General features: G+C 72.1%; 23 protein-coding genes. 13 read left to right on the top strand and 10 right to left on the bottom strand.

The window, feature by feature from the left end; genetic code table 11:
- Window positions 1–346 precede the first annotated feature (346 nt).
- Entirely contained in the window at window positions 347–1,990 is a 1,644-nt protein-coding gene (locus ACWGE1_RS13020) for a DNA repair helicase XPB (protein ID WP_453420553.1), read from the top strand.
- On the opposite strand, the gene ACWGE1_RS13015 is transcribed toward ACWGE1_RS13020, so the two are convergent.
- Window positions 1,948–2,715 carry a glycosyltransferase 87 family protein gene (locus tag ACWGE1_RS13015; protein WP_453420552.1) on the bottom strand — a complete coding sequence of 256 codons (768 nt, stop codon included), beginning with the start codon at window positions 2,713–2,715 and terminating at the stop codon, window positions 1,948–1,950. The two genes, ACWGE1_RS13020 and ACWGE1_RS13015, sit on opposite strands and share 43 nt — an antisense overlap.
- Window positions 2,716–2,763: 48 nt before the next feature.
- Window positions 2,764–2,949 carry a hypothetical protein gene (locus tag ACWGE1_RS13010; RefSeq protein ID WP_453420551.1) on the bottom strand — a complete coding sequence of 62 codons (186 nt, stop codon included), beginning with the start codon at window positions 2,947–2,949 and terminating at the stop codon, window positions 2,764–2,766.
- A 208-nt stretch (window positions 2,950–3,157) separates the two neighbouring features.
- On the opposite strand from ACWGE1_RS13010, the gene ACWGE1_RS13005 reads away from it, so the two are divergent.
- Both ACWGE1_RS13005 and ACWGE1_RS13000 read left to right on the top strand, forming a co-directional pair.
- A complete protein-coding gene (locus tag ACWGE1_RS13005; RefSeq protein ID WP_453420550.1) occupies window positions 3,158–3,805 on the top strand; it encodes a hypothetical protein in 648 nt (215 codons plus the stop codon).
- Window positions 3,806–4,063: 258 nt separating this feature from the next.
- Entirely contained in the window at window positions 4,064–6,037 is a 1,974-nt protein-coding gene (locus ACWGE1_RS13000; protein WP_453420559.1) for a HelD family protein, read from the top strand.
- A gap of 160 nt (window positions 6,038–6,197) precedes the next feature.
- Here the strand turns inward: ACWGE1_RS13000 and ACWGE1_RS12995 are convergent, their stop codons facing one another.
- Window positions 6,198–6,884, bottom strand: coding sequence for a copper homeostasis protein CutC (locus ACWGE1_RS12995; RefSeq protein ID WP_453420549.1), 687 nt, complete (start codon window positions 6,882–6,884; stop codon window positions 6,198–6,200).
- A gap of 132 nt (window positions 6,885–7,016) precedes the next feature.
- Between ACWGE1_RS12995 and ACWGE1_RS12990 the strand changes: the two genes are divergently transcribed.
- Together ACWGE1_RS12990 and ACWGE1_RS12985 are read left to right on the top strand one after the other, a co-directional pair.
- Window positions 7,017–7,682, top strand: a complete 666-nt coding sequence (locus ACWGE1_RS12990; RefSeq protein WP_453420548.1) for an HD domain-containing protein — start codon at window positions 7,017–7,019, stop codon at window positions 7,680–7,682.
- A gap of 73 nt (window positions 7,683–7,755) precedes the next feature.
- A complete protein-coding gene (locus tag ACWGE1_RS12985) occupies window positions 7,756–8,979 on the top strand; it encodes a Cmx/CmrA family chloramphenicol efflux MFS transporter (protein WP_453420558.1) in 1,224 nt (407 codons plus the stop codon).
- Here ACWGE1_RS12985 and ACWGE1_RS12980 read toward each other — a convergent pair.
- Complete coding sequence (locus ACWGE1_RS12980) at window positions 8,976–9,887, bottom strand: helix-turn-helix domain-containing protein (RefSeq protein WP_453420547.1); 912 nt, start codon at window positions 9,885–9,887, stop codon at window positions 8,976–8,978. The genes ACWGE1_RS12985 and ACWGE1_RS12980 overlap by 4 nt on opposite strands.
- Before the next feature lie 447 nt (window positions 9,888–10,334).
- On the opposite strand from ACWGE1_RS12980, the gene ACWGE1_RS12975 reads away from it, so the two are divergent.
- Window positions 10,335–11,564: a serine hydrolase domain-containing protein gene (locus ACWGE1_RS12975; protein WP_453420546.1), complete on the top strand. Its 1,230-nt coding sequence runs from the start codon at window positions 10,335–10,337 to the stop codon at window positions 11,562–11,564.
- 81 nt (window positions 11,565–11,645) lie between these two features.
- Here ACWGE1_RS12975 and ACWGE1_RS12970 read toward each other — a convergent pair whose 3' ends face one another.
- Window positions 11,646–11,915: a DUF4031 domain-containing protein gene (locus tag ACWGE1_RS12970; RefSeq protein WP_030387344.1), complete on the bottom strand. Its 270-nt coding sequence runs from the start codon at window positions 11,913–11,915 to the stop codon at window positions 11,646–11,648.
- Between the two features lie 7 nt (window positions 11,916–11,922).
- Complete coding sequence (locus ACWGE1_RS12965; RefSeq protein ID WP_453420545.1) at window positions 11,923–12,297, bottom strand: hypothetical protein; 375 nt, start codon at window positions 12,295–12,297, stop codon at window positions 11,923–11,925.
- A 228-nt stretch (window positions 12,298–12,525) separates the two neighbouring features.
- Here ACWGE1_RS12965 and ACWGE1_RS12960 point away from each other — a divergent pair, with 228 nt between their 5' ends.
- The 4 genes from ACWGE1_RS12960 to ACWGE1_RS12945 all read left to right on the top strand — a co-directional run bounded on the left by ACWGE1_RS12960 (window position 12,526) and on the right by ACWGE1_RS12945 (window position 16,584).
- Window positions 12,526–13,401: a MurR/RpiR family transcriptional regulator gene (locus ACWGE1_RS12960; protein ID WP_453420557.1), complete on the top strand. Its 876-nt coding sequence runs from the start codon at window positions 12,526–12,528 to the stop codon at window positions 13,399–13,401.
- Between the two features lie 61 nt (window positions 13,402–13,462).
- Complete coding sequence (gene murQ / locus ACWGE1_RS12955) at window positions 13,463–14,398, top strand: N-acetylmuramic acid 6-phosphate etherase (RefSeq protein ID WP_453420544.1); 936 nt, start codon at window positions 13,463–13,465, stop codon at window positions 14,396–14,398.
- A 53-nt stretch (window positions 14,399–14,451) separates the two neighbouring features.
- Entirely contained in the window at window positions 14,452–15,939 is a 1,488-nt protein-coding gene (locus ACWGE1_RS12950) for a PTS transporter subunit EIIC (RefSeq protein WP_453420543.1), read from the top strand.
- A 51-nt stretch (window positions 15,940–15,990) separates the two neighbouring features.
- Window positions 15,991–16,584: a GNAT family N-acetyltransferase gene (locus ACWGE1_RS12945; protein ID WP_453420542.1), complete on the top strand. Its 594-nt coding sequence runs from the start codon at window positions 15,991–15,993 to the stop codon at window positions 16,582–16,584.
- A gap of 7 nt (window positions 16,585–16,591) precedes the next feature.
- Here ACWGE1_RS12945 and ACWGE1_RS12940 read toward each other — a convergent pair whose 3' ends face one another.
- A complete protein-coding gene (locus ACWGE1_RS12940; RefSeq protein ID WP_453420541.1) occupies window positions 16,592–18,037 on the bottom strand; it encodes a hypothetical protein in 1,446 nt (481 codons plus the stop codon).
- Window positions 18,038–18,169: 132 nt separating this feature from the next.
- On the opposite strand from ACWGE1_RS12940, the gene ACWGE1_RS12935 reads away from it, so the two are divergent.
- The gene (locus tag ACWGE1_RS12935) at window positions 18,170–18,370 is read left to right on the top strand and encodes a hypothetical protein (RefSeq protein ID WP_453420540.1); all 201 of its coding nucleotides are present in this window, start codon (window positions 18,170–18,172) and stop codon (window positions 18,368–18,370) included.
- Between the two features lie 7 nt (window positions 18,371–18,377).
- Here the strand turns inward: ACWGE1_RS12935 and ACWGE1_RS12930 are convergent, their stop codons facing one another.
- A complete protein-coding gene (locus ACWGE1_RS12930; protein ID WP_453420539.1) occupies window positions 18,378–19,022 on the bottom strand; it encodes a hypothetical protein in 645 nt (214 codons plus the stop codon).
- A complete protein-coding gene (locus ACWGE1_RS12925) occupies window positions 19,019–19,240 on the bottom strand; it encodes a hypothetical protein (protein ID WP_453420538.1) in 222 nt (73 codons plus the stop codon). Before ACWGE1_RS12925 ends, ACWGE1_RS12930 begins: the two co-directional genes overlap by 4 nt.
- Window positions 19,241–19,355: 115 nt before the next feature.
- On the opposite strand from ACWGE1_RS12925, the gene ACWGE1_RS12920 reads away from it, so the two are divergent.
- A complete protein-coding gene (locus tag ACWGE1_RS12920) occupies window positions 19,356–20,192 on the top strand; it encodes a helix-turn-helix domain-containing protein (protein WP_453420537.1) in 837 nt (278 codons plus the stop codon).
- Window positions 20,176–20,370: a DUF397 domain-containing protein gene (locus tag ACWGE1_RS12915; protein WP_453420536.1), complete on the top strand. Its 195-nt coding sequence runs from the start codon at window positions 20,176–20,178 to the stop codon at window positions 20,368–20,370. The genes ACWGE1_RS12920 and ACWGE1_RS12915 overlap by 17 nt, the downstream gene beginning before the upstream one ends.
- Here the strand turns inward: ACWGE1_RS12915 and ACWGE1_RS12910 are convergent.
- On the bottom strand, window positions 20,354–21,541 hold the full coding sequence (locus ACWGE1_RS12910) for a S8 family peptidase (RefSeq protein ID WP_453420535.1): 1,188 nt from the start codon (window positions 21,539–21,541) through the stop codon (window positions 20,354–20,356). The genes ACWGE1_RS12915 and ACWGE1_RS12910 overlap by 17 nt on opposite strands.
- Window positions 21,542–21,592: the final 51 nt, after the last annotated feature.

Genomic DNA, 21,592 nt, shown 5'->3' with positions numbered 1-21,592 from the left:
GGGCCGACGTCCTCTTCGCCATGCTCCGAGACGGCACCTTCTACGAGCCCCAACCCGCCCCATCACCTTGACCAAACCCATAGGGGCACCCCCCCGGAGGACCGGCCGCAACGTCGCCGCCCGTGGCATCAGGCCCGTCGTAGACCCGTTCGGCCCCACCTGTCCCTGCGGAAGGAGCGGTGGAGGCAGCCGATCGCCTCGCCGTCGCCCGCCCGGCCGGGATCAGGAGCTTTCGCGCTGCGAATCGGGAGGCATGCGCCTGGCGCCCCGCCGAAGCGCCGGGTTCCCCGCCTCCGCGCCGTACGGCACACTGGAGGTTTGACCTGAATGAAACGGGGCGCCGCGCGTGAATGGTCCACTCATCGTCCAGAGCGACAAGACCCTCCTCCTCGAAGTCGACCACGAGCTCGCCGGAGCCGCCCGGCGGGCCATCGCCCCCTTCGCCGAGCTGGAGCGGGCCCCCGAGCACATCCACACCTACCGGATCACCCCGCTCGGCCTGTGGAACGCCCGGGCCGCCGGCCACGACGCCGAGCAGGTCGTCGACGCGCTCGTCGAGTACTCCCGCTACCCCGTCCCGCACGCGCTGCTCGTCGACGTCGCGGAGACCATGGCGCGCTACGGCCGTCTGACCCTCTCCAAGCACCCCGTCCACGGACTGGTGCTGACCAGCACCGACCGTCCGGTGCTGGAGGAGATCCTGCGGTCCAAGAAGGTCGCCCCGCTCGTCGGCGCGCGGCTCGACCCCGACACCGTGGCCGTGCACCCCTCCGAGCGCGGGCAGATCAAGCAGACCCTGCTCAAGCTGGGCTGGCCGGCCGAGGACCTCGCCGGTTACGTGGACGGCGAGGCGCACCCGATCGACCTGGCCGAGGACGGCTGGGCGCTGCGGCCCTACCAGCAGCAGGCCGTCGAGGGCTTCTGGCACGGCGGATCCGGTGTGGTCGTGCTGCCCTGCGGCGCCGGCAAGACGCTGGTCGGCGCCGGTGCCATGGCGATGGCCAAGGCGACGACGCTGATCCTGGTGACGAACACCGTCTCGGCCCGCCAGTGGAAGCACGAGCTGGTCAAGCGGACCTCCCTGACCGAGGACGAGATCGGCGAGTACTCCGGCACCCGCAAGGAGATCCGGCCCGTCACCATCGCCACCTACCAGGTCCTGACGACCAAGCGGAAGGGCGTCTACCCGCACCTGGAGCTCTTCGACTCCCGGGACTGGGGTCTGATCGTCTACGACGAGGTGCACCTGCTGCCCGCACCGGTCTTCAAGTTCACCGCCGACCTGCAGGCACGGCGCCGGCTCGGCCTGACGGCGACGCTGGTGCGCGAGGACGGGCGCGAGTCGGACGTCTTCTCGCTCATCGGGCCGAAGCGGTTCGACGCCCCGTGGAAGGAGATCGAGGCGCAGGGCTACATCGCGCCCGCCGACTGCGTGGAGGTGCGGGTCAATCTGACGGAGTCGGAGCGGCTCGCGTACGCGACCGCCGAGACGGAGGAGAAGTACCGCTTCTGCGCGACGACGGCGACGAAGCGGAAGGTCACCGAGGCGCTCGTCGCCAAGCACCGCGGTGAGCAGACCCTCGTCATCGGCCAGTACATCGACCAGCTCGACGAGCTGGGCGAGCACCTGGACGCCCCCGTCATCAAGGGCGAGACCTCCAACGCGCAGCGCGAGAAGCTCTTCAACGCCTTCCGCGAGGGCGAGCTCAGCGTGCTGGTCGTCTCGAAGGTCGCGAACTTCTCCATCGACCTGCCGGAGGCCACCGTCGCCATCCAGGTGTCGGGCACCTTCGGCTCCCGCCAGGAGGAGGCCCAGCGCCTGGGCCGCGTGCTGCGCCCGAAGGCGGACGGCCACGAGGCGCGGTTCTACTCGGTCGTCGCGCGCGACACGATCGACCAGGACTTCGCGGCGCACCGCCAGCGGTTCCTCGCCGAGCAGGGGTACGCCTACCGGATCATGGACGCCGACGAGCTGCTGGCGAGCGACTGACCCCGGCACGCCCGGGCCGCCAGGACGGCCAGTAACGGAGCGCACCAGACCCACAGCGGCGGCCAGTCCAGTACCAGGGCCCGGGCCGCCGCGGGCAGGTGCCGGGTCCAGAACTCGGCGGAGGCCTCCGGGAGGACCAGCAGCCCGAGCAGGGCGGTGCCGGCCGAGGCCGCCAGCGCCGTGAGCCCGGCACGGACACGGCGGGTCAGCAGGAGGTAGGCGGCGATGGCCGCCGGGGCGAGGGTGATCCCGGCGGCGATGCCCAGCGCGAAGCCCTTGCCGAGCGCGGAGCGGGGCCGGCCGAGGTCCCACAGGACCAGGCAGGCGAGGGCCAGGTTGATCTGGCCGGCCAGCGGGGCCTGGAACAGGGGCTGCAGCCACAGCCCCGCGATGGTCGCGGCCAGCACGGGCCCGGGCCGCGACCGCAGTCCCGCAAGCCGGCAGGACAGCATGATCAGCAGGGCGAGCAGGGCGGCGTTGCCGAGGACGAGGACGGCCTTCAGCGCGCCGGCCGGCAGCCACGCGGCCGGAGTGAACAGGATCGCGGCGAACGGCGGATACGCGGCGGGCGGCCCCCAGTCGGCGGCGGAGAAACCCTGGACGAGGGCGTCGGCCACCGGAATGCGCAGGGCGATGCAGAGCACGCCCAGCACCAGCAGCGAGCCGGTCAGCAGCACACCGGCAACGAACGACGGCGAGCGGCTGGGAACGGGGCTCCGGGTCACCCGCGTGACCCTAGTGGATCAGTGGATGCGCTGCGCGGGCCCGGCCGTTCAGTGACGTATGACGCCCGCGTCCTCGGCGTACTCACCGAGGACGACGACGCTGACGGCGGTCGCCGCGAAGATCTTGACGGCGCGCAGCATGCCGCCGAGACCATGGCGCGGGCGGGAGTCGGAGGTGGCGGAGGCGCCGCTAGGGCGGCCGCCCTGGATCGGGGTGAAGGTTGCGGTGCTCATGTATCCATGGTGCGTTTTCGCCCCGTCCCGCACATCGCTCCCGGGAGGGAACATCAAGGCGTCCCGCCTACTCCTCCCGTCGCATGCCCACCCCTAGGGGGCCGTACCGAGGTCTGACGCTCCCGGGTATGACACCCGTCCGGATGCAGGGGCGGCGGGGGCGGCGGTCCCGGGGAGGGGCCCCGCGACCCGCGCCCCTGGGCAGGGGGTGGGGTTCATTATACCCCGGTATCGGACGCAGCGCCTGCTGCTGGTCCCCGCAGCCACGGCCGCGGCCGCGGCCCTGGTCACCGGTGGCGTGCTGCCGTCCGCCGCGACCGCCACCGCCGTCGCCACCGGCGCTGCCGCACCGACGCCGACGCCGACGCCCGCCACGTCCGCGCCGCCGACCGCCGAGGACTGGGTGAAGAACACCGACGCCCCCAGCGGCATCTCGGCCGACCTGCCCGGCACGGCCGAGGTCCGCAAGAGCTCCGTCCTCGTCGACGGCAGGACCGTCGACGTCCGCGCGCACGTGCTGGACACGCCGACCGGAGGCACCGGCTTCGTCGTCCACGACCTCCCGGGCAACCTGCACCCGCTGGAGGACAACCTCACGAGCTTCGTCAACGCGTACAACCGGCTCGGCCAGGGCGTCATGACCACGAGCCGGATCCGCAGGACGACGGTCGACGGCCGCCCGGCCCTCGACGCACACGTCTCCGGCAAGGAGGGCCCCGACCTCGCGGTCGGCTCCATCCGCATCGTCTCCGACGACGACCACCTCGTCATGGTCATGACCTACGGGCCCGTGGAGAACGAGAAGGACCTGAAGGAGATGCACGAGCGGGTCGTCGACTCCCTCCGCATCCCCTGACCCCACCCCGAAATCCATTCGCGCCGCCCCGCACCGGTGGCTAGAATCTCCGCTCTTGCCGCCTCCCGCCGCCTCATCGGGGAGAGCCGCCCTCCGGCCGGAAACCGGCGGGCCATCTGTTCCGCACCCCACGCAGCTGGAGGCAGTTCCGTGCCCTCGCACGCCCCCGAGACCACGCACGACGACCCGACCGCACCCGCCGACCCGCTGGGCCGCGAACGGGCCCACCTCACCGCCTCCCGCTCCGCCCTGCGTGCCATGCGCGAGGACGTCGAGGCCCTCGACATCCGCGACGTCACCGCGAACTGGGTCAACGCGATCGTCCTCCAGGCCCAGATCGACGACCGCATCAAGGCCCTCGCCGACCTCGCCCACACCCCGCTCTTCTTCGGCCGCCTGAACTATCTGCACGCACCCGGCGCGGAACTCGCCGAGGGCGCGGAGGGCGAGCAGTTCTACATCGGCCGCCGCCACGTCCACGACGCCGACGGCGACCCGATGGTCATCGACTGGCGCGCGCCCGTCTCCCAGCCGTTCTACCGGGCCTCCAAGACCGACCCGCAGGACATCGCGCTGCGCCGCCGCTTCGGATACACCGGCGGCGAGCTGACGGCGTACGAGGACGAGCACCTCTCCGACCCCGCCGAGGCGGCCGCCGTCAGCAAGCTGCTCCAGCAGGAGATCGAGCGCCCGCGCGTGGGCCCGATGCGGGACATCGTCGCGACGATCCAGCCCGAGCAGGACGAGATCGTCCGCTCCGGCCTGTCCGGTTCCGTCTGCGTGCAGGGCGGCCCCGGCACCGGGAAGACGGCCGTCGGCCTGCACCGGGTCGCCTACCTCCTCTACGCGCACCGCGACCGCCTCGCCCGCACGGGCACCCTCGTCATCGGGCCGAACCGCTCCTTCCTGCACTACATCGAGCAGGTCCTGCCGGCCCTGGGCGAGCTGGAGGTCAAGCAGGCCACCGTCGACGACCTGGTCGCCCGGGGCGGCCTCGAGGTGCGCGGCACGGACGCCGCCGGGACCGCCGTGGTCAAGGGCGACGCCCGGATGGCGGAGGTACTGGCCCGCGCGGTGCGCTCGCACGTCACGGCGCCCACCGAGGCACTGATGGTGGTGCGCGGTTCGCGCCGCTGGCGCGTGCCCGCGTACGAGATCGCCGAGATGGTCGAGGAACTGCAGAAGCGCGACATCCGCTACGGCGCCGCCCGGGAGGCGCTGCCGCAGCGCATCGCGCACGCGGTGCTCGTACGGATGGAGCAGGCGGGCGAGGCTCCGGACGACCGGGTGCAGGACGCGGTGGCCCGCAACACGGCGGTGAAGGCCGCGGTGAAGGACATCTGGCCGCCCGTCGAACCGGCGAAGCTGGTCCTGCGGCTGCTGTCCGATCCGGAGTTCCTCGCGCTGCACGCGGCGGACGTCCTCACCGAGGACGAGCAGAAGCTCCTCCTGTGGCCGAAGCCGTTCCGGAGCGTGAAGTCGGCGAAGTGGTCGGCGGCGGACCTGGTCCTGATCGACGAGGCGGCCGACCTGGTGGAGCGGACGCATTCGCTGGGCCACGTGGTCCTCGACGAGGCCCAGGACCTGTCGCCGATGCAGTACCGGGCGGTGGGGCGGCGCTGCACCACGGGCTCGGCGACGGTGCTGGGCGACCTCGCGCAGGGCACCACCCCGTGGGCCACGCGCAGCTGGGACGAGGCCCTCACCCACCTCGGCAAGCCGCAGGCGGTGGTGGAGGAGCTGACCGCGGGCTTCCGCGTGCCGCGCGAGGTGATCGCGTACGCCTCCCGCCTGCTGCCGTCGATCTCCCCGGGCCTGGCCCCGGTCTCCTCGGTCCGTGAGACGCCGGGCTCACTGCGGATCGCGCAGACCGCGGAGCTGACGGCGGCGGTGGTCGCCGCCTGCCGCGACTCCCTCGTCCACGAGGGCTCGATCGGCCTGATCGCGGCCGACGCCCGCATCCCGGTCCTGGCGCAGGCCCTGGCGGAGGCGGGGATGCCGTACCTGTCGCCGGGCGAGGAGACCACCGCCGAGTCGCGGCTGACCCTCGTCCCGGCGTCGCTGGCGAAGGGCCTGGAGTACGACTACGTGGTCCTGGACGAGCCCGCGGCGATCGTGGACGGCGAGCCGGACGAACGGACGGGTCTGCGCCGGCTGTACGTCTGCCTCACCCGCGCGGTCTCGGGCCTGACGGCCCTGCACTCGGCCCCGCTCCCGACCGCCCTGGCCTGACCTGGCCTGACCTGCGGCCCGTCTTCCCGGGGCGCCGCCCCTCCGCCCCGCGCCCGAACGCCGGAGGGGCCGGAAAATCCAGCCTCGCCGGCGTTTGAGGCGCGGCGGTCCGGGGGCGGCGCCCCCGGCAGCGGTGGCGCGGCCGACAGCCGGACCCCCGTCAGGACAGGGCGGTGCGCCACTCGGCGACGGCCGCCGCCGAGACCGGCCGCCCCCACCCGGAGGGCCGCGCCGCCCCGCCGATGTGGAAGGCGTCGATCCCGGCCTCGCGCAGCACCGGCAGGTGCGCGAGGGTCAGCCCGCCGCCCACCAGGATCCGCGCCCCGTACCCCGGCTCGCCCCGCCGCGCCGCCTCGGCGACCAGCACCGGCAGGCCCTCGTCGACCCCGGCCGCCGACCCGGCCGTCAGGAACGTGTCCAGCCCCGGCGCATCGGCCAGCGCCTTGCGCAGCTGGTCGCGGTCGGCCGCCCGGTCGATCGCCCGGTGGAAGGTCCAGCTGCAGCCGTCCAGCTCCGCGACGACCGCCTCGACGGCGGCGAGGTCGGGTGCGCCGTCCGCGTCCAGGAAGCCGAGGACGAACTCCTGCGCGCCCTCCGCCCGCAGTTCCCGCGCCGCCCGGGCCAGGACGGAGACGTCACCGGCCGCGAAGCCGTCCGTCTTGCGGAGCATCACGCGCAGCGGGATGTCGACCGCCGCCCTGATCGCCGCGAAGGTCTCGCGCGGCGGGGTGAGCCCGTCGGCGGCCATGTCGGTGACCAGTTCGAGTCGGTCCGCCCCACCGGCCCGGGCCGCGACCGCATCCTCCACGTCGAGGGCGATCACCTCCAGGAGCGCACGGTTGCTCATTCGATCCCATCCTTCGGAAAGCAGCTCGGAAATGCTCGGAAACCCAGGAAAAATAGGTCTAGTCCAATATCCAGGGTACGGGCCTCCGCCCGCGCTCCACCAGCACAATCACGCCACCCCCACAATGTGCCCATGGACACAGGCACCCAGCACAGCGACACCGCCGACCTCCGGGCCCGCTGGCACGCGACCGTCAGCGCCGCCGGCGCCCCCGCCGACCGCGATCCCGCCCCCTACGCCGACCGCCTCCTCGCCGCCTGGGCGGAGCCGCAGCGCCGGTACCACACCACCACCCACCTGGCCGACGTACTCGCGCGGATAGACGTACTGGCCCCGCACGCCGCCGATCCCGCCGCCGTGCGGCTCGCCGCCTGGTTCCACGACGCCGTCTACCGCCCCGACCGCTCCGAGAACGAGGAGCGCAGCGCCGCCATGGCCGAGCGCGCCCTCCCCGAGCTCGGCATCGACCCCGCGCGCACCGCCGAGGTGGCCCGGCTGGTCCGGCTCACCGTCACCCACGACCCCGCCCCCGGCGACACCGACGGGGAGACGCTCTGCGACGCCGACCTGGGCGTCCTGGCCGGGGATCCGGACGCCTACGCCGCCTACGCCGCCGCCGTCCGCGCCGAGTACGGCTTCGTCCCGGACGACGCCTTCCGTACCGGCCGCGCCGCCGTCCTGCGCCACCTCCTCGAGCTGCCGAGGCTCTTCCGCACCCCCCACGGAGCCGCGCACTGGGAAGCCCCGGCCCGCGCCAACCTCACCGCGGAGCTCGCCACGCTCACGTCACACGAATGACACACCCCGGGGAATTCGATCGCGTTCGCAATGGTTGGTGACAGTCATGCCCGCAGCTGCCGCACGCCCCCGCATGCCCGTCGCCGTCTACATCCTGGGACTGTCCGTCTTCGCGCTCGGCACCAGCGAATTCATGCTCTCCGGCCTGCTGCCGCCCATCGCCGAGGACATGGGCGTCACCATCCCGCAGGCGGGCCTGCTCATATCCGCCTTCGCGATCGGCATGGTCGTCGGAGCGCCGCTGCTGGCCGTGGCCACCCTGCGCCTCCCCCGGCGCACCACCCTCGTCTCCCTCATCAGCCTCTTCGGCCTCGGGCAGGTCGCGGGCGCGCTGGCCCCCTCGTACGAGCTCCTCTTCGCCTCCCGCGTGGTCTCCGCGTTCACCTGCGCCGGTTTCTGGGCGGTGGGCGCGGCCGTCGCCATCGCCATGGTCGACAAGGACCAGCGGGCCCGCGCGATGGCCGTCATGATCGGCGGGCTGTCGATCGCCAACGTCCTCGGGGTCCCCGCCGGCGCCTTCCTCGGCGAGCACCTGGGCTGGCGCTCCGCCTTCTGGTCGGTCGCCGCGGCCTCCGCGATCGCCCTCGTCGGCATCCTGGCGCTGATCCCGAAGATCCCGCTGCCCGCCGAGAAGCCGTCGCTCGGGCGCGAGCTGCGCATCTACCGCGACCGCCAGGTGTGGCTCTCCATCGCCATCACGGCGCTGGCCGCGGGCGGCGTCTTCTGCGCCTTCAGCTACCTGTCACCGCTGCTCACCGACGTGGCCGGGCTGGACTCGCAGTGGGTCCCGTGGATCCTCGGCCTCTTCGGCATCGGCGCGCTGGCCGGCACCACCGTCGGCGGGCGGATCGCCGACGCGCACCTTTTCGGGGTGATGATCTGGGGCATCACCGCCTCGACCGTCTTCCTCGCCGCGCTCGCCCTGCTGGCCTCCTCCGCCGCCGCGGCCGTCGCCCTCGCCTTCCTGCTCGGCTTCTCGGCCTTCTTCACCGCCCCGGCGCTCAACGCCCGCATGTTCAACGTGGCCGGCGCCGCCCCGACCCTGGCCGGTGCCACCACCACGGCCGCCTTCAACCTCGGCAACACCGGTGGCCCCTGGCTCGGCGGCACCGTCATCGACGCGGACCTGGGCTTCGCCGCCACCGCCTGGGCGGGCGCCGCAATGACGGTCACCGCGATCGCCCTCACCGTGCTCGCCCTGCGCCTGGACCGCCGTACACCGCCGCGCGCGACCCGCGTGATCGCCGGAGGGGGCGCAGCAGCCCTGACCCACGCCGAGGAGCCCGCCCGCGCCTAAGGTTTTCCCCGGCTACTCGCGTCGGCGATCCCGGGAAGTCGATCCGCCCCCGACGCGCACGCCCGGCAGGTCCCCCGTTCCGGGCCGCGGAAGGCGTGGTCGCAGAGGTCGCAGTTCTGGAGCGGGTGTCTGATGGCCGGAGGCGCTGCCGGGGCGCGGAACGGGGGCACGGGCGGGAGCTGGGCCGCGAGGCGGTGGGCCAGGAGGGCGGCCGGGCGGTGCAGGGGCTCCGCCGGCAGGTCGGCGGTCAGGGCGTGGTGTACGGCGCTCGGCGGCAGGTCGCGCTCCAGCCAGGCCGCGACTCCGGGGGCGAGGTGCTCGACGTCGGCGACGGAGAGCAGGAGGCGGGGATCTCCACGGCGGAGGCCTGCGAGGACATCGATGGCGGACCGGAGGAGGTCAGGGGCGCGGTACGCGGGCTGCGGCACCGCGGGCAGGGCACGGCGCGGCGGCTCGCCCTCCCGGCGGGCGGGGCGCCGGGGCTTCGGTTGCGGCTCGTCCGTGGCGCCGGACCGGCCCGGCTGGTTGCAGGAGACCGTGCGGGTGACGACGCGACCGCCGCTGGTGCGTTCGCAGGTGCGGCGCAGATAGCCGTGGGCCTCCAGCTCGCGCAGGGCGCCGGCGATCCGGGTCTTCCCCTCGGGGAAACGGGCGGCCAGGGTCCGGATGTCGATGAGCGCGCCGCCGGGAAGGGACTGAATGTGCACGGCCAGGCCGATGGCCAGCAGCGACAGCTCGGGGTGCTTGGCGAGGTGGTTTCCGATCACCGTGAAGCGGGTGGTGTGGCGGGCGTTGTCGTGGATGACCCCGCCGGATCGGGTGTGCGCACGGATTCGCCGGGAGGGGTGGTTTTCCCCGTCGTTCCGGGACTGGGCGTGCGGGCGCACGCTAGTGTTCTGGGTATCCATCAGGAAGGTCCTGCTTCCTCGGTGGTCAGGCCCCCGCACTGGGATTGCAGTCCCGGCGGGGGCCGACGTATGTCAGCGGTGATGTGGTGTCTCGCGCTGAGCGTAGATCAGGCAACCCTCCCAGAAACCAGTCAAGTTGGCATTTTTCACTCAAGCGAGTGAGCGTGCTCCATGGGCGGGAGGGGTGGGGTTCGGTGTGGGGCTTTCCTCTCGTGTCTTGAATCCCGGGATCGTCCCCGCCTCCGGAGTCCCACCGGGCGGGCTCCGGTGCGGGAGTGATGTCCGCAGGTCAGGTGGTGCGGCGGGGCGGCTTCGGCCCGTACGGTCTGCCGGAGGACGGGACCGAGCCCGGTCCCGGTCGCCGCCCCGGACCCGCCTTCCTACGATGAGAAGGTCCGCTCGGGGAGCCGGTGACCGCTCGGGGACGTGCGTCAGAGGAGATCCTCCATGGGCCGGTACCGCACGCCCGCCGTCCTGGCAGCCGCCTCCCTGCTGCTGACCGCGCTGTGCGCGGGCCAGGCCCCAGCGGCCGCCCTGCCGGGCCGGGTCGACATCGACCCGGCGACCGCCGAGCAGCTCGACGACGCGATCACCGCGGCCATGCGCGAGGCCGCCATCCCCGGGGTGGGCGTCGGCCTGTGGATCGACGGCGAAGACCCCTACGTGCGCACCTTCGGCACCGCCGACAAGGCCACCGGCGCCCCCATCAAGCCCGACATGCACACCCGCATCGGCAGCGTCACCAAGACCTTCACCATCACCGCCGTCCTCCAGCTCGTCGACGACGGGAAGGTACGGCTCGACGCGCCGGTCTCGACGTACCTCGACGGCGTGCCCGGCGGCGACAGGATCACCGTCCGGCAGCTCGCCGACATGCGCAGCGGCCTCTACAACTACACCGAGGACCCGCGCCTGCTGGCCACCTACAAGGCCGACCCACACCGCGCCTGGACCCCGCAGGAGCTGCTGGACGCCGCTTTCCGGCACCCTGCCGACTTCCCGCCGGGCACGCGCTGGGAGTACTCCAACACCAACACCGTCCTGCTCGGCCTGCTCGTCGAGAAGGTAGGCGGGCAGCCCCTGCACGCCTACCTGCAGCAGCACGTCCTCGAACCGGCAGACCTGGACGCGACCTCGCTGCCGACCGGCGCGGAAATCGCGTCCCCGTACGTGCACGGCTACACGAACTTCACCCCGAACGGCGCGACCGTCGACGCCTCCACCTGGAACCCGTCCTGGGCCTGGGCGGCCGGCGCAATGATCTCCACCATGGACGACCTGCACTCCTGGGTCCCGACCCTGGTCACCGGGAAGCTGCCCGACGGCGACCGCCTGCTGGAGCCGGGCACCCAGGCTCAGCGGCTGCGCATGCTGCCCACCGGACACCCCGACGTGCGCTACGGGCTCGGCATCGCCGAGCTCGACGGCTGGATCGGCCACAACGGCGAGCTGCCCGGCTACGAGACCGTCGCCGTCCGGCTCCCGCAGGCCCACGCCACCATGGTGGTCGTGGTGAACTCCGACGTCGACGGGAAGTTCAGCAACCTGAGCTCCCTCATCGCCAACACGGTCACCAAGATCGTGACACCGGACCACGTCTGGGAGCTCCCGCCTGCGGCCCAGCCCCACACCGTCCCGGAGCCGTCCGCACCCCCGACTCCGAAACCGGGTTCCTAGACCGGGCTCCTCGGAGTTGTCGTCAAGGTGTCACGCCCACATCAGGAGCGACGCGAGGGCGACGGCTGCCGGACAGAGACCCTAGGCCGCCGGCCGGCCCTTCGGGCGGCGCAGGCCGGCCGCCGTGAGGCGGCGGACGAGTTCCTTGCTGCCGATCTCCACCGCCCCGGCGCCGACCGCGTCCGCGTACCGGTAGGAGGGCACGTCGTAGTGGTCCCGCTCGAAGGCCCGCGGCGGGCAGCCGATGCCGGCCGCGAAGGCGTGCAGCTCCTCGTACGAGACGTCGCTGACCAGGTGCGACCACATGCGGCCGTGGCCCGGCCAGGTCGGCGGGTCGATGTAGACGGTCACCGGCGGCTCACCGGAGGCCCAAGACCGGGCCCAGGCCGCCGACCGCGGCCACTTTCACGCCCGCCTCCGAACACACCCAGTGCGGGTCGGGTCCCAGCTCCGGCTCCACGTCCAGCGCGTGCGGGTCGCCGTGGTTGCAGACCGGGCACAGCGGCCAGCGACCGTACTTCTCCAGCAGCGCGTCCTGCACGTCCTGGGCGACGAGTCCGGCAAGGTAGTCGACCCCTTCCGGCCACTGCTCCACCCACCACCGGCGGTGCGTGACCGAGTCCTCGACGAGGGAGACGACATCGGCATCGGCGACCTCGCCGGCAGCGAGATCGGCAAGAACAAGTGCACGGGCGACGTGCAGCGCCTGCTCCAGGGGGGTCGCGTGGTCCATGCGCCCATTGTGGACCCGGGAGGGCCCACTGACGAAGGCCCTCTTTTCGAGGCCCAATGGCGTATTGACCGGGACCCGGGTCGAAAATAAGTTTCAGGAGTGAGCCAGCAGCCGAAGGAAACTTCCAGCCGTACGCCCCTCCCCACCGACGGTCACGCCCACGGCCCCGCCCACGGCCCCCGCGACGACCGCACCCCGCCTCCCCCGCCCCACGCCCTCCGGGCCCGGATCCGCAGCCTCGGCCCGTCCCTTCCCCGCTCCGTGCAGGCCGTCGCCGAAGCCGTCGCCGCCGACCCCGCCGGCTGCGCCCGGCTCACCGTCTCCGCCCTCGCCGAGCACACCGGCACCAGCGAGGCGACCGTCGTCCGCACCGCCCGCCTCCTCGGCTACCCCGGCTACCGCGACCTGCGCCTCGCCCTCGCCGCCCTCGCCGCCCAGCAGGAATCCGGCGCCGCCCCCGCCGTCACCGTCGACATAGCCGTCGACGACCCCCTCGCGGACGTCGTCGCCAAGCTGGCCCACGAGGAGGCGCAGACCCTCACCGACACCGCCGCCGCGCTCGACCTCACCCAGCTCGCCGGCGCCGTCACCGCCCTCGCGACCGCCCGCCGCATCGACATCTACGGCGTCGGCGCCTCCGCCCTCGTCGGCCAGGACCTCGCACAGAAGCTGCTGCGCATCGGCCTCCTCGCCCACGCCCACAGCGACCCCCACCTGGCCGTCACCGGCGCCGTCCAGCTCCGCCCCGGAGACGTGGCCGTCGCCATCACCCACTCCGGCACCACGGGCGATGTGATCGAGCCGCTGCGCGTCGCCTTCGAGCGCGGCGCCACCACCCTCGCCCTCACCGGCCGCCCCAACAGCCCCGTCACCCACTGCGCCGACCTCGTCCTCGCCACCTCCGCCGCCCGCGAGACCCGGCTGCGCCCGGCCGCCATGTCCAGCCGGACCAGCCAGCTGCTCGTCGTCGACTGCCTCTTCGTCGGCGTCGCGCAGCAGACGTACGAGAGCGCCGCGCCCGCCCTCGCCGCCTCCTACGAGGCGCTCGCCCACCGCCACACCGCCAAATCCAGCCCCACCACATCCAGCCCCGCCGGCGTTTGAGACGCGGGGTCCGGGGGCGGAGCCCCGATCTTGAAGCTCAGCCCGCACACCAGGGAGCCACATGACCGCGTACGAAGAACTCCGCGCCCAGCTGGACACCCTCACCACCGAGGCCTTCCGACCGGAACTCGCCGAGATCGACCGGCTGTCCACCCTCGACATCGCCCGCACCATGAACGCCGAGGACGCCACCGTCCCGGCCGCCGTCGCCGGGCAGCTGCCGCAGATCGCCGCCGCCGTCGACGCGATCGCCGAGCGGATGGCCCGGGGCGGCCGGCTCGTCTACGCGGGCGCCGGCACCGCCGGCCGGATGGGCGTCCTGGACGCCAGCGAGTGCCCGCCCACCTTCAACACCGACCCGGCCGAGGTCGTCGGCCTGATCGCGGGCGGCCCGACGGCCATGGTCAAAGCCGTCGAAGGCGCCGAGGACTCCGGGGAGCTCGCCGCCGAGGACCTCACCGCACTGGACCTCGGGCCGGACGACACGGTCGTCGGCATCTCCGCCTCCGGCCGCACCCCCTACGCCATCGGCGCCGTCGAGTTCGCCCGGACCCGCGGCGCGCTCACCGTCGGCCTCTCCTGCAACGCCGCATCCGCCCTCGCCGCGGCCGCCGACCACGGCATCGAGGTCGTCGTCGGACCCGAACTCCTCACCGGATCCACCCGTCTGAAGGCCGGCACCGCGCAGAAGCTCGTCCTCAACCTCATCTCGACCATCACGATGATCCGGCTCGGGAAGACGTACGGGAACCTCATGGTCGACATGCGCTCCTCGAACGAGAAGCTGCGCGCCCGCGCCCGCCGCATCGTGGCGCTGGCCACCGGCGCCCCCGACGAGGAGATCGAGGCCGCGCTGACCGCCACGGACGGCGAGGTCAAGAATGCCGTCCTCGTCGTCCTCGGCGGGGTCGACGGACCCACGGCCGCCGAGCTCCTCGCCGCCTCCCGCGGCCACCTGCGCGCCGCCCTCGCACTCGCCCTCGCCCCCGCCCGCTGACCTGCGCCCCGGTACCGACCCCGCCCCGCCCCCCGAGCCAAGGCGATCCACACATGTCCACTGACAAGAACCGCGCCACAGCCGCCGCGATCCTTCCGCTGGTCGGCGGCCCGGACAACATCACCTCGATCGCGCACTGCATGACCCGCCTGCGCATCTCGCTGCGCGACCGCTCCCTCGTCCAGGACGAGGCCCTGCGGGCCCTCCCGGCGGTCCTCGGCGTCGTCGAGGACGACACCACCTACCAGATCGTGCTGGGACCGGGCACGGTCTCCCGCGTGACCCCCGAGTTCGAGGCCCTGGTCGAGGAGGGCCGCTCGGCGGCGCCGGCCGGGGCGCCGACCATCACCGCGGACGACCTCGCCGACCGGGGCGCGGCGCTGAAGGAGGCTCAGAAGGCCCGCAACGCCACCCCCTTCAAACTGTTCCTGCGCCGGATCGCGAACATCTTCGTCCCGCTGATCCCGGCACTGATCGGCTGCGGCATCATCGCCGGGCTGAACGGCCTCCTGACGAATCTGGGCCAGGTGCCCGCCGTCGTACCCGCCCTCGCCGCGATCGCGTCCGGCTTCATGTCCCTGATCGCGGTCTTCGTCGGCCACAACACGGCCAAGGAGTTCGGCGGCACGCCGATCCTGGGCGGCGCGGTCGCCGCGATCATCGTCTTCCCGGGCGTCGCGAAGATCGACGCCTTCGGGCTGGAACTCAAGCCCGGCCAGGGCGGCGTCCTCGGCGCGCTCGCCGCGGCCCTCCTCGCCGTGTACGTGGAGAAGTGGTGCCGCAGGTGGGTCCCCGAGGCCCTGGACGTCCTCGTCACCCCCACCCTCACGGTGCTGGTCTCGGGCCTCGTCACCATCTTCGGCCTGATGTTCCTCGCCGGTGGGGCCTCCGCCGCCATCGGCTCCTTCGCCGACCGGCTCCTCTCCGGCGGCGGCGCCTTCGCGGGCCTGGTCCTCGGCGGCCTCTTCCTCCCCCTCGTGATGCTCGGCCTGCACCAGGCCCTGATCCCCATCCACACCACCCTGATCGAGCAGGACGGCTACACCGTCCTGCTGCCCATCCTCGCCATGGCGGGCGCGGGCCAGGTCGGCGCGGCCATCGCCGTCTACTGCCGGCTCCCGCGCAACGGCTCGCTCCGCGCCACCATCAAGTCGGCGCTCCCGGCCGGCTTCCTCGGCGTGGGCGAACCCCTGATCTACGGCGTCTCCCTGCCGCTCGGCCGCCCCTTCGTCACCGCCTGCATCGGCGGCGCGGCGGGCGGCGCCTTCGTCGGCCTCTTCCACCAACTGGGCGTCGCCTTCGGCTCCACCGCCATCGGCCCCTCGGGCTGGGCCCTGTTCCCGCTGCTGGACGGCCGGTCGAGCGCCGGCGCCACCCTCGCGATCTACGCGGGCGGCCTGCTGGTCGGGTACCTGGTGGGCTTCGCCGCCACCTACTTCTTCGGCTTCACCCGCCGGATGCTGACCGACCTCAACACCGACCCGGACCCGGACACCACGACCGCCGCCGGAGCACCCCCGAAGGAACGCGTCCCGGCGTAGGCCCTCCCCCGCCGTCCCACCCCGCCCCGCCCCGCCCGTCATGATGCAGGGATGATCAACTCGATACCTCCCGTGGTCCCGGCCGGCCGGATGCGCGCCCTGCCGCAGCCCGAGTTCGCCCTGCCGGGCGGCCTGCTGCTGCGCCCCTGGTCGACGGACCACGACGTCCCCGCACTCGTCGAGTCCTGCCTCGACCCGGACATCCTGCACTGGAACCGCCCCGAACCGCTCACCCCGGAAGGGGCGAAGGAGCGGATCGCCCGCTGGCACGCCCGCTGGCAGGACGAGGAGGCCGCGATCTGGGCCGTCGCCCCCGCCGCCGGTGGCCCGGCCCTCGGACTCATCGGCATCGGCGACATCGATCTCGCGGGCGGCAGCGGCGAGATCCTGTACTGGCTGCTGCCCGCCGGACGCGGACGCGGGGTCATGGTGGCGGCCACCGACCGGGTCGGCCGCTGGGCGTTCGAGGACCTCGGCCTGCACCGGGTGCGGATCACCCACTCGGTGGCCAACCCGGCCTCGTGCGCCATCGCCACGAAGGCGGGCTATCCCCTGGAAGGCACCATGCGCGGCGCCCTCCTCCACGCGGACGGCTGGCACGACGAACACCTCCACGCCCGCCTGCGCACCGACGCCCCGCTGTGAGAGGGGGTCACCGGGCCGGAGACTGGAGCGGGGTAGGAGTCGGGGTCGGGGCCGAGGGCGGGGTCGCGCCCCTTTCGGTGGCGCTGGCCTTCTCCAGGAGCTCCCGGTAGGGCGTCTGCGCAATGGAGCCACGGATCTGCGTGAGGCCGTACCGTTCGACGGCCTCTTCGTTCGCGATGGGGTTTCGGGAGTCGAAGGGGATCCGTTCACCCGGTGGCGACACATCCACGATGACGTGCGGCTCCTTGCCGCCCACCCTCCACACGGTGATGCGCTGTCGGCCGCGGGTCACGTTCAGGATTTCACTGCTGTTCGAGATCCCGGTCCGGTATCTGGACTCCGCATTGGCAGGATCCCCCGGCTGGCAGTCCGCCTTGAGCCTCTTTCCCTGCAGCAAAGAGCGCTCGTAGTCCGCGGTCATCTTCATTCTGTCTTTCCTGATCACGTACACCTCGGTCCGTGCCCTGACCGCCTCATATTCATGTTCGGGGCGCTTTATCTCGATGACCGCATCCTGGGCGATCTCTTCCCCCGGATTCAGTACGCGGCCGACCGGCGTCACGAACTCGCCGTCGTAGAGCAAGTCGGCTGCGGCAGTCTTTTTGTCGTCCTTGTTGTTCGCAGGCACGCCATGGACCCAGTAGATGCTGCCGAGGACGTAAACGGGCACCTGGCCTGCGTTCTTCACGAACAGATGGACCGTCACGTACACCTGCGGCGCCCCCTTCACCATGTTCGATTCCTTGAACTCGGCCCCGCTCTGGATGAGCGGCAACGTCACATAGGGAACATAGATCTGCGAATATGCAAGGTTGGCGGCGGCGAGAAGGGTGGAGATTATCACCCCGATCGCGATTTTCCTGGGGACGTGGAGCCCCTTCCACGCCCCGCATTTGAAAAGCCCGATCAGGGCCACCGCGGACCAGACACCGAGGACGATCCCGACCACGGTGTAACCGGTGAACCGCTCGCCGATCTGCAGGAGGAGCAGGGCGGCGCTGCAGAAGAGGGAGATCACGACTCCGATCAGGACGACGACTCCCGAGTAGCGCCACCGACGTTTGGTCCAGTAGTCGATGGCGGCCAGGACGGCCAACGCCTCCACCAAGGCCACAGCGAGGATGGTGAGTCCCGCGATCCGCCCGGCGTACGTGAGGGCATCGCCGCTGTCCGACATTCCGATCCGGAAGAGCGGCCATGCCGTCGCAAGGAGGCCGGCAACCATGACGAAACAAGTGGTTCGCCGCAGGTACGTCCAGACCTCGTCCGGCCAGACGGTGCTGTCTCCGCCGAGCCAGTGGATCTCGTGCCCCGGTGGCACACCGGCACGATCCAGGATTCTTCGGAGTTCCTTGAGGGACCCGGCCTTGCCGACACGCTTGCCGCCCACCGAAACCGACCGCAAGCCGAGGTCTTCAGGCGCCCCCACGGTTACCTCGGGCGTGTTCGCCATAACACCAGCCTGCCGCTCGACGGTGAGCGGCGCCTCTCGTGCGCCCCCTTGTGCGCCCCCGCCGGAGTGCACCCGAGCCGCCGCAGAGGGAGGCTGGTGTTGACGTGTTGATGTCGCCCCCGGAGGAGTCCCATGCGTACCCGAATTCTCGCGGTCACCGCCACCCTCGTACTGGCCGCCCTGGGCGCCGCGGTCCCCGCTGCACAGGGCGCCGTACCGACTGTCCCCGGACCGACGTGCGAGGTCGGCGGGGGAACTGTGGAGTACGACTCCGCCGTCGGCGTGTGGAACTGCGTGGACGGCGAGTACGACGGCGAACGCATCACCAGCTGAACACGGATCAGCCCGCGGCAGTACGCAGGAACCGCACCAGGTCATCGACGCCGTAACCGAGCCTCGGCCCGCGCTCGGCGGCCATCAGCAGCAGTTGGCCCACGATCTCCGCACCCCACCCGTCCGTACCGTCCTGCGACCACTCCCACAGCTTCTCGATGCCGAGGTCCGACATGAGCAGCCCGTGCTCCGCCCGGACCTCCCGGCAGGTCTCGGCGACGGCATCCAGCAGCCGCGCCCCCGGCCGCTCGCAGCGCAGCCCGAAGTATCCGCCGACGTACTCGACCACGCACCCCTGCGGCGGCCGCGCCTCGATACGTTCGTAGCTCGGCGGCTCCCCCACCGGGCAGTGGATCAGAGTGAACCGCTGCCACCCCGGCGGCGGAGGCGGCTTGGGGCGCCATGCGGTCAGCCCGAAGGCTTCCTGTACCAGCGCGGTCGCCTCGTCCGCCGTGGCGGCCGTCCGCGCCTCCCGCCGCTCCCCGTCGTCCCCGACGGCCGTCCAGGGCGTGCCGCCCTCTTCGCCGTGCACGCGCACGGACAGCCCCATGCCTCCACGCCTCCACGCGCCGCCGGCCAGCGCCGTCTCCAGGCCGCGCAGCTTCCAGCCGAGCTCGAAGGCGAAGTTCGCGGCATCCACTGCCTCGCTCACGCGCCCGCCGCCCGCTCGTGCAGGACGGCGGCCAGCCGGAGCGCGGTGTCCAGGTTGCAGCGGCCCAGGTCGACCAGGGGCAGCCCGTACGAACCGGCGGCCGAGACCCGCTCCACGTCCAGCGAGGGGAAGACCACACCCACGCCGGTGAGCGCCTCCTTGAGCTGGCGCACCGCCTCCTCGGCCGCGAGGATGCGCTCCTGCGAGGTCATCACCATCACATGTCACCTTTCCACTCTGCGTGTTCACGTTCAGCACACAGAGTGGCGACGGGCTGGCTAGCCTTTCAAGGAAGCGCCGAGAACAACCCCACCTGTTGGCCCGGGAGTCGCCATGGCAGGTAAGAACCTCGATCCTTCCTCCTCACCCCGCGCCCTGCTCGGAGCCGAGCTCCGCGTGGCCCGCGAGCGCGCCAGCATGAGCCAGGCCGAACTCGGCGAACCGCTCTTCGTCAGCGGCTCGTTCATCGGCCAGCTCGAAGCGGGCACGCGCCGCATGCACCTCGAGTTCGCCCGCCAGATAGACGACATCCTCGACACGAACGGCTTCTTCGTCCGCAACTGCGGGGCCCTGGCCAAGTCCAAGTACCCGAACCACTTCGCTGAGGCTGCCGAGGCAGAAGCCGAAGCAAAGACGATCCGCGAGTACGCGCCCCTGGCCCTACCAGGGATGCTGCAGCCGGAGTCGTACGCCCGGGCAGTGTTCATCGCCTACCAGCCAACGGCCACGGAAGAGGTCATCGCCGAGCTGGTCGCGAACCGGCTGGACCGCGCCAAGCTGCTGTCCGACCCAACAACACCCTTGTTTTGGTGTGTGCTGGACGAAGCCGTCCTTCGGAGGGTCGTCGGCAGTAGGGCGGTGATGGGGGAGGCCCTTCGGCACATCGCGGCCCTGATCCGCGCCCGCCGGATCTTCGTGCAGGTACTGCCGTTCGGCGCAGGAGCCCATTCGTCCATGGGAGGCACCTTGAAGCTGATGACCTTCGAGAGCGCCCCTCCACTTGCTTACGTCCAAGGCAACGCCATAGGCGTCCTGTTGGACGATCCAGCCACGGTTACCCGTCACTCGCTGACCTACGATCTCCTCACGGCCAGTGCGCTGTCACCCACCGATTCGCTGGCCATGATCGAGTCCGCGGCGGAGGATTACGAACATGACCAGCACTCGTAAGGACACCTGGCACAAATCCAGCTACAGCGACGGCACTGGCGGCGACTGCCTGGAAGTCAGCGACGGCCACCCCGGCCTCGTCCCCGTGAGGGACTCCAAGCAGCCCGAAGGCCCGCACGTGGTGTTCCACGCGCAGGCCTGGGCCCGGTTCGTCGGGTCGCTCAGAGACCGTTGGTGAACAGCAACTTGTCGGGGCCGTTGTCGCTGAGGTTCTGGATGACGTCCTCCGTGGCCTCGTTCTTCAGCCAGTTCGCCACCTCGTTCGGGGTGGCGGTGGGGTGCGCGGCCTTGTAGAGGGCCGCCACTCCGGTGACGTGCGGCGCGGCCATGGACGTGCCGCTCATCGACACACTGTTCCGGGCGTTCGCCCGCGCGGAGATGATGTCCTGGCCGGGGGCGTAGAGGTCGAGGATCTCGCCCCAGTTGGAGAAGTCGGTCTCCTGGTCGAAGCGGTTGGTCGCGCCGACCGTCACCGCGTTCGGGGTGGAGGCGGGCGAGACCGCTCGGGCGTCGATGTTGTCGTTGCCCGCCGCGACGATCGGCAGCACGCCGGCGTTGAACAGGGCGTTCGTGGCGTTGTTGACCGGCTCGAAGCGGTTGCCGCCCAGCGAGGCGTTCAGGACGGCCGGCTGCCGGGCGTTGTTGGCCACCCAGTCCAGGCCCGCGATGATCCCCGACCAGGGGCCCCGGCCGTCGCACCCGAGGACCCGGACGCTGACCAGGCTCACCTTGTGCGCCACACCGAAGGTCTCGCCGCCGACCGTGCCCGCGACGTGCGTGCCGTGGCCGTTGCAGTCCGCGCCGTTGCGGCCGTCGCCGATCGCGTCGAAGCCGCGGCGCGCGCGGCCCCCGAACTCGGGGTGCGCGAAGTCGATGCCGCTGTCGAGGATGTACGCCGTCGCGCCCTGGCCGTTGGTGTTGGGGCTGAACTCGTTGTCGAGCGGCAGCTCCCTCTGGTCGATCCGGTCCAGGCCCCAGGAGTTCGAGGGCGCCTTGGTCGCGACCCCGCTCGACGGGACCGGCGGGGCGGAGACCAGCGCGTCCTGTGCCACGGACTGCACGCCCGCCGTGTGCCGTGCGATCTTCAGCTGCTTGTCGCTGAGGTTCGCGGCGAAGCCGTTCAGCGCCGAGCGGTACGTGAACTTCGCCTTCACCCCGAGGGACGCCGCGACCTTCGCCGGGGACGCGGACTTGTCGAGGGTGACGATGTAGTTCTCGGGGATGGGGTTCGTAGCGGTGAGCAGCGGCGCCGGGGTGGGCTCCGGGGTGTCGGCGGAGGCCGAACCGGCCGCCACTGAGGTCAGCGTGAGGACAGCGGCCGTGGTCAGGCGTGCGGCGAGCAGACGCATCGAGAGAACTCCCTGAAGTGCGTGTGGATCGGCGTGAAGGGGAGCCGCGCC

This window comes from Streptomyces sp. NPDC054932 (assembly GCF_053610205.1).
Note: the sequence above shows the minus strand (reverse complement) of the source record. Positions and strands in the feature narration are given on the sequence as shown.

Bases quoted from the DNA above. Each gene is read 5' to 3' on its own strand.
- ACWGE1_RS13010 (WP_453420551.1), bottom strand. From the start codon at position 2,949: ATGAGCACCGCAACCTTCACCCCGATCCAGGGCGGCCGCCCTAGCGGC.
- ACWGE1_RS13000 (WP_453420559.1), top strand. From the start codon at position 4,064: ATGCGCGAGGACGTCGAGGCCCTCGACATCCGCGACGTCACCGCGAAC.
- ACWGE1_RS12995 (WP_453420549.1), bottom strand. From the start codon at position 6,884: ATGAGCAACCGTGCGCTCCTGGAGGTGATCGCCCTCGACGTGGAGGAT.
- ACWGE1_RS12990 (WP_453420548.1), top strand. From the start codon at position 7,017: ATGGACACAGGCACCCAGCACAGCGACACCGCCGACCTCCGGGCCCGC.
- ACWGE1_RS12985 (WP_453420558.1), top strand. From the start codon at position 7,756: ATGCCCGTCGCCGTCTACATCCTGGGACTGTCCGTCTTCGCGCTCGGC.
- ACWGE1_RS12980 (WP_453420547.1), bottom strand. From the start codon at position 9,887: ATGGATACCCAGAACACTAGCGTGCGCCCGCACGCCCAGTCCCGGAAC.
- ACWGE1_RS12975 (WP_453420546.1), top strand. From the start codon at position 10,335: ATGGGCCGGTACCGCACGCCCGCCGTCCTGGCAGCCGCCTCCCTGCTG.
- ACWGE1_RS12965 (WP_453420545.1), bottom strand. From the start codon at position 12,297: ATGGACCACGCGACCCCCCTGGAGCAGGCGCTGCACGTCGCCCGTGCA.
- murQ (WP_453420544.1), top strand. From the start codon at position 13,463: ATGACCGCGTACGAAGAACTCCGCGCCCAGCTGGACACCCTCACCACC.
- ACWGE1_RS12950 (WP_453420543.1), top strand. From the start codon at position 14,452: ATGTCCACTGACAAGAACCGCGCCACAGCCGCCGCGATCCTTCCGCTG.
- ACWGE1_RS12945 (WP_453420542.1), top strand. From the start codon at position 15,991: ATGATCAACTCGATACCTCCCGTGGTCCCGGCCGGCCGGATGCGCGCC.
- ACWGE1_RS12940 (WP_453420541.1), bottom strand. From the start codon at position 18,037: ATGGCGAACACGCCCGAGGTAACCGTGGGGGCGCCTGAAGACCTCGGC.
- ACWGE1_RS12935 (WP_453420540.1), top strand. From the start codon at position 18,170: ATGCGTACCCGAATTCTCGCGGTCACCGCCACCCTCGTACTGGCCGCC.
- ACWGE1_RS12925 (WP_453420538.1), bottom strand. From the start codon at position 19,240: ATGGTGATGACCTCGCAGGAGCGCATCCTCGCGGCCGAGGAGGCGGTG.
- ACWGE1_RS12920 (WP_453420537.1), top strand. From the start codon at position 19,356: ATGGCAGGTAAGAACCTCGATCCTTCCTCCTCACCCCGCGCCCTGCTC.
- ACWGE1_RS12915 (WP_453420536.1), top strand. From the start codon at position 20,176: ATGACCAGCACTCGTAAGGACACCTGGCACAAATCCAGCTACAGCGAC.
- ACWGE1_RS12910 (WP_453420535.1), bottom strand. From the start codon at position 21,541: ATGCGTCTGCTCGCCGCACGCCTGACCACGGCCGCTGTCCTCACGCTG.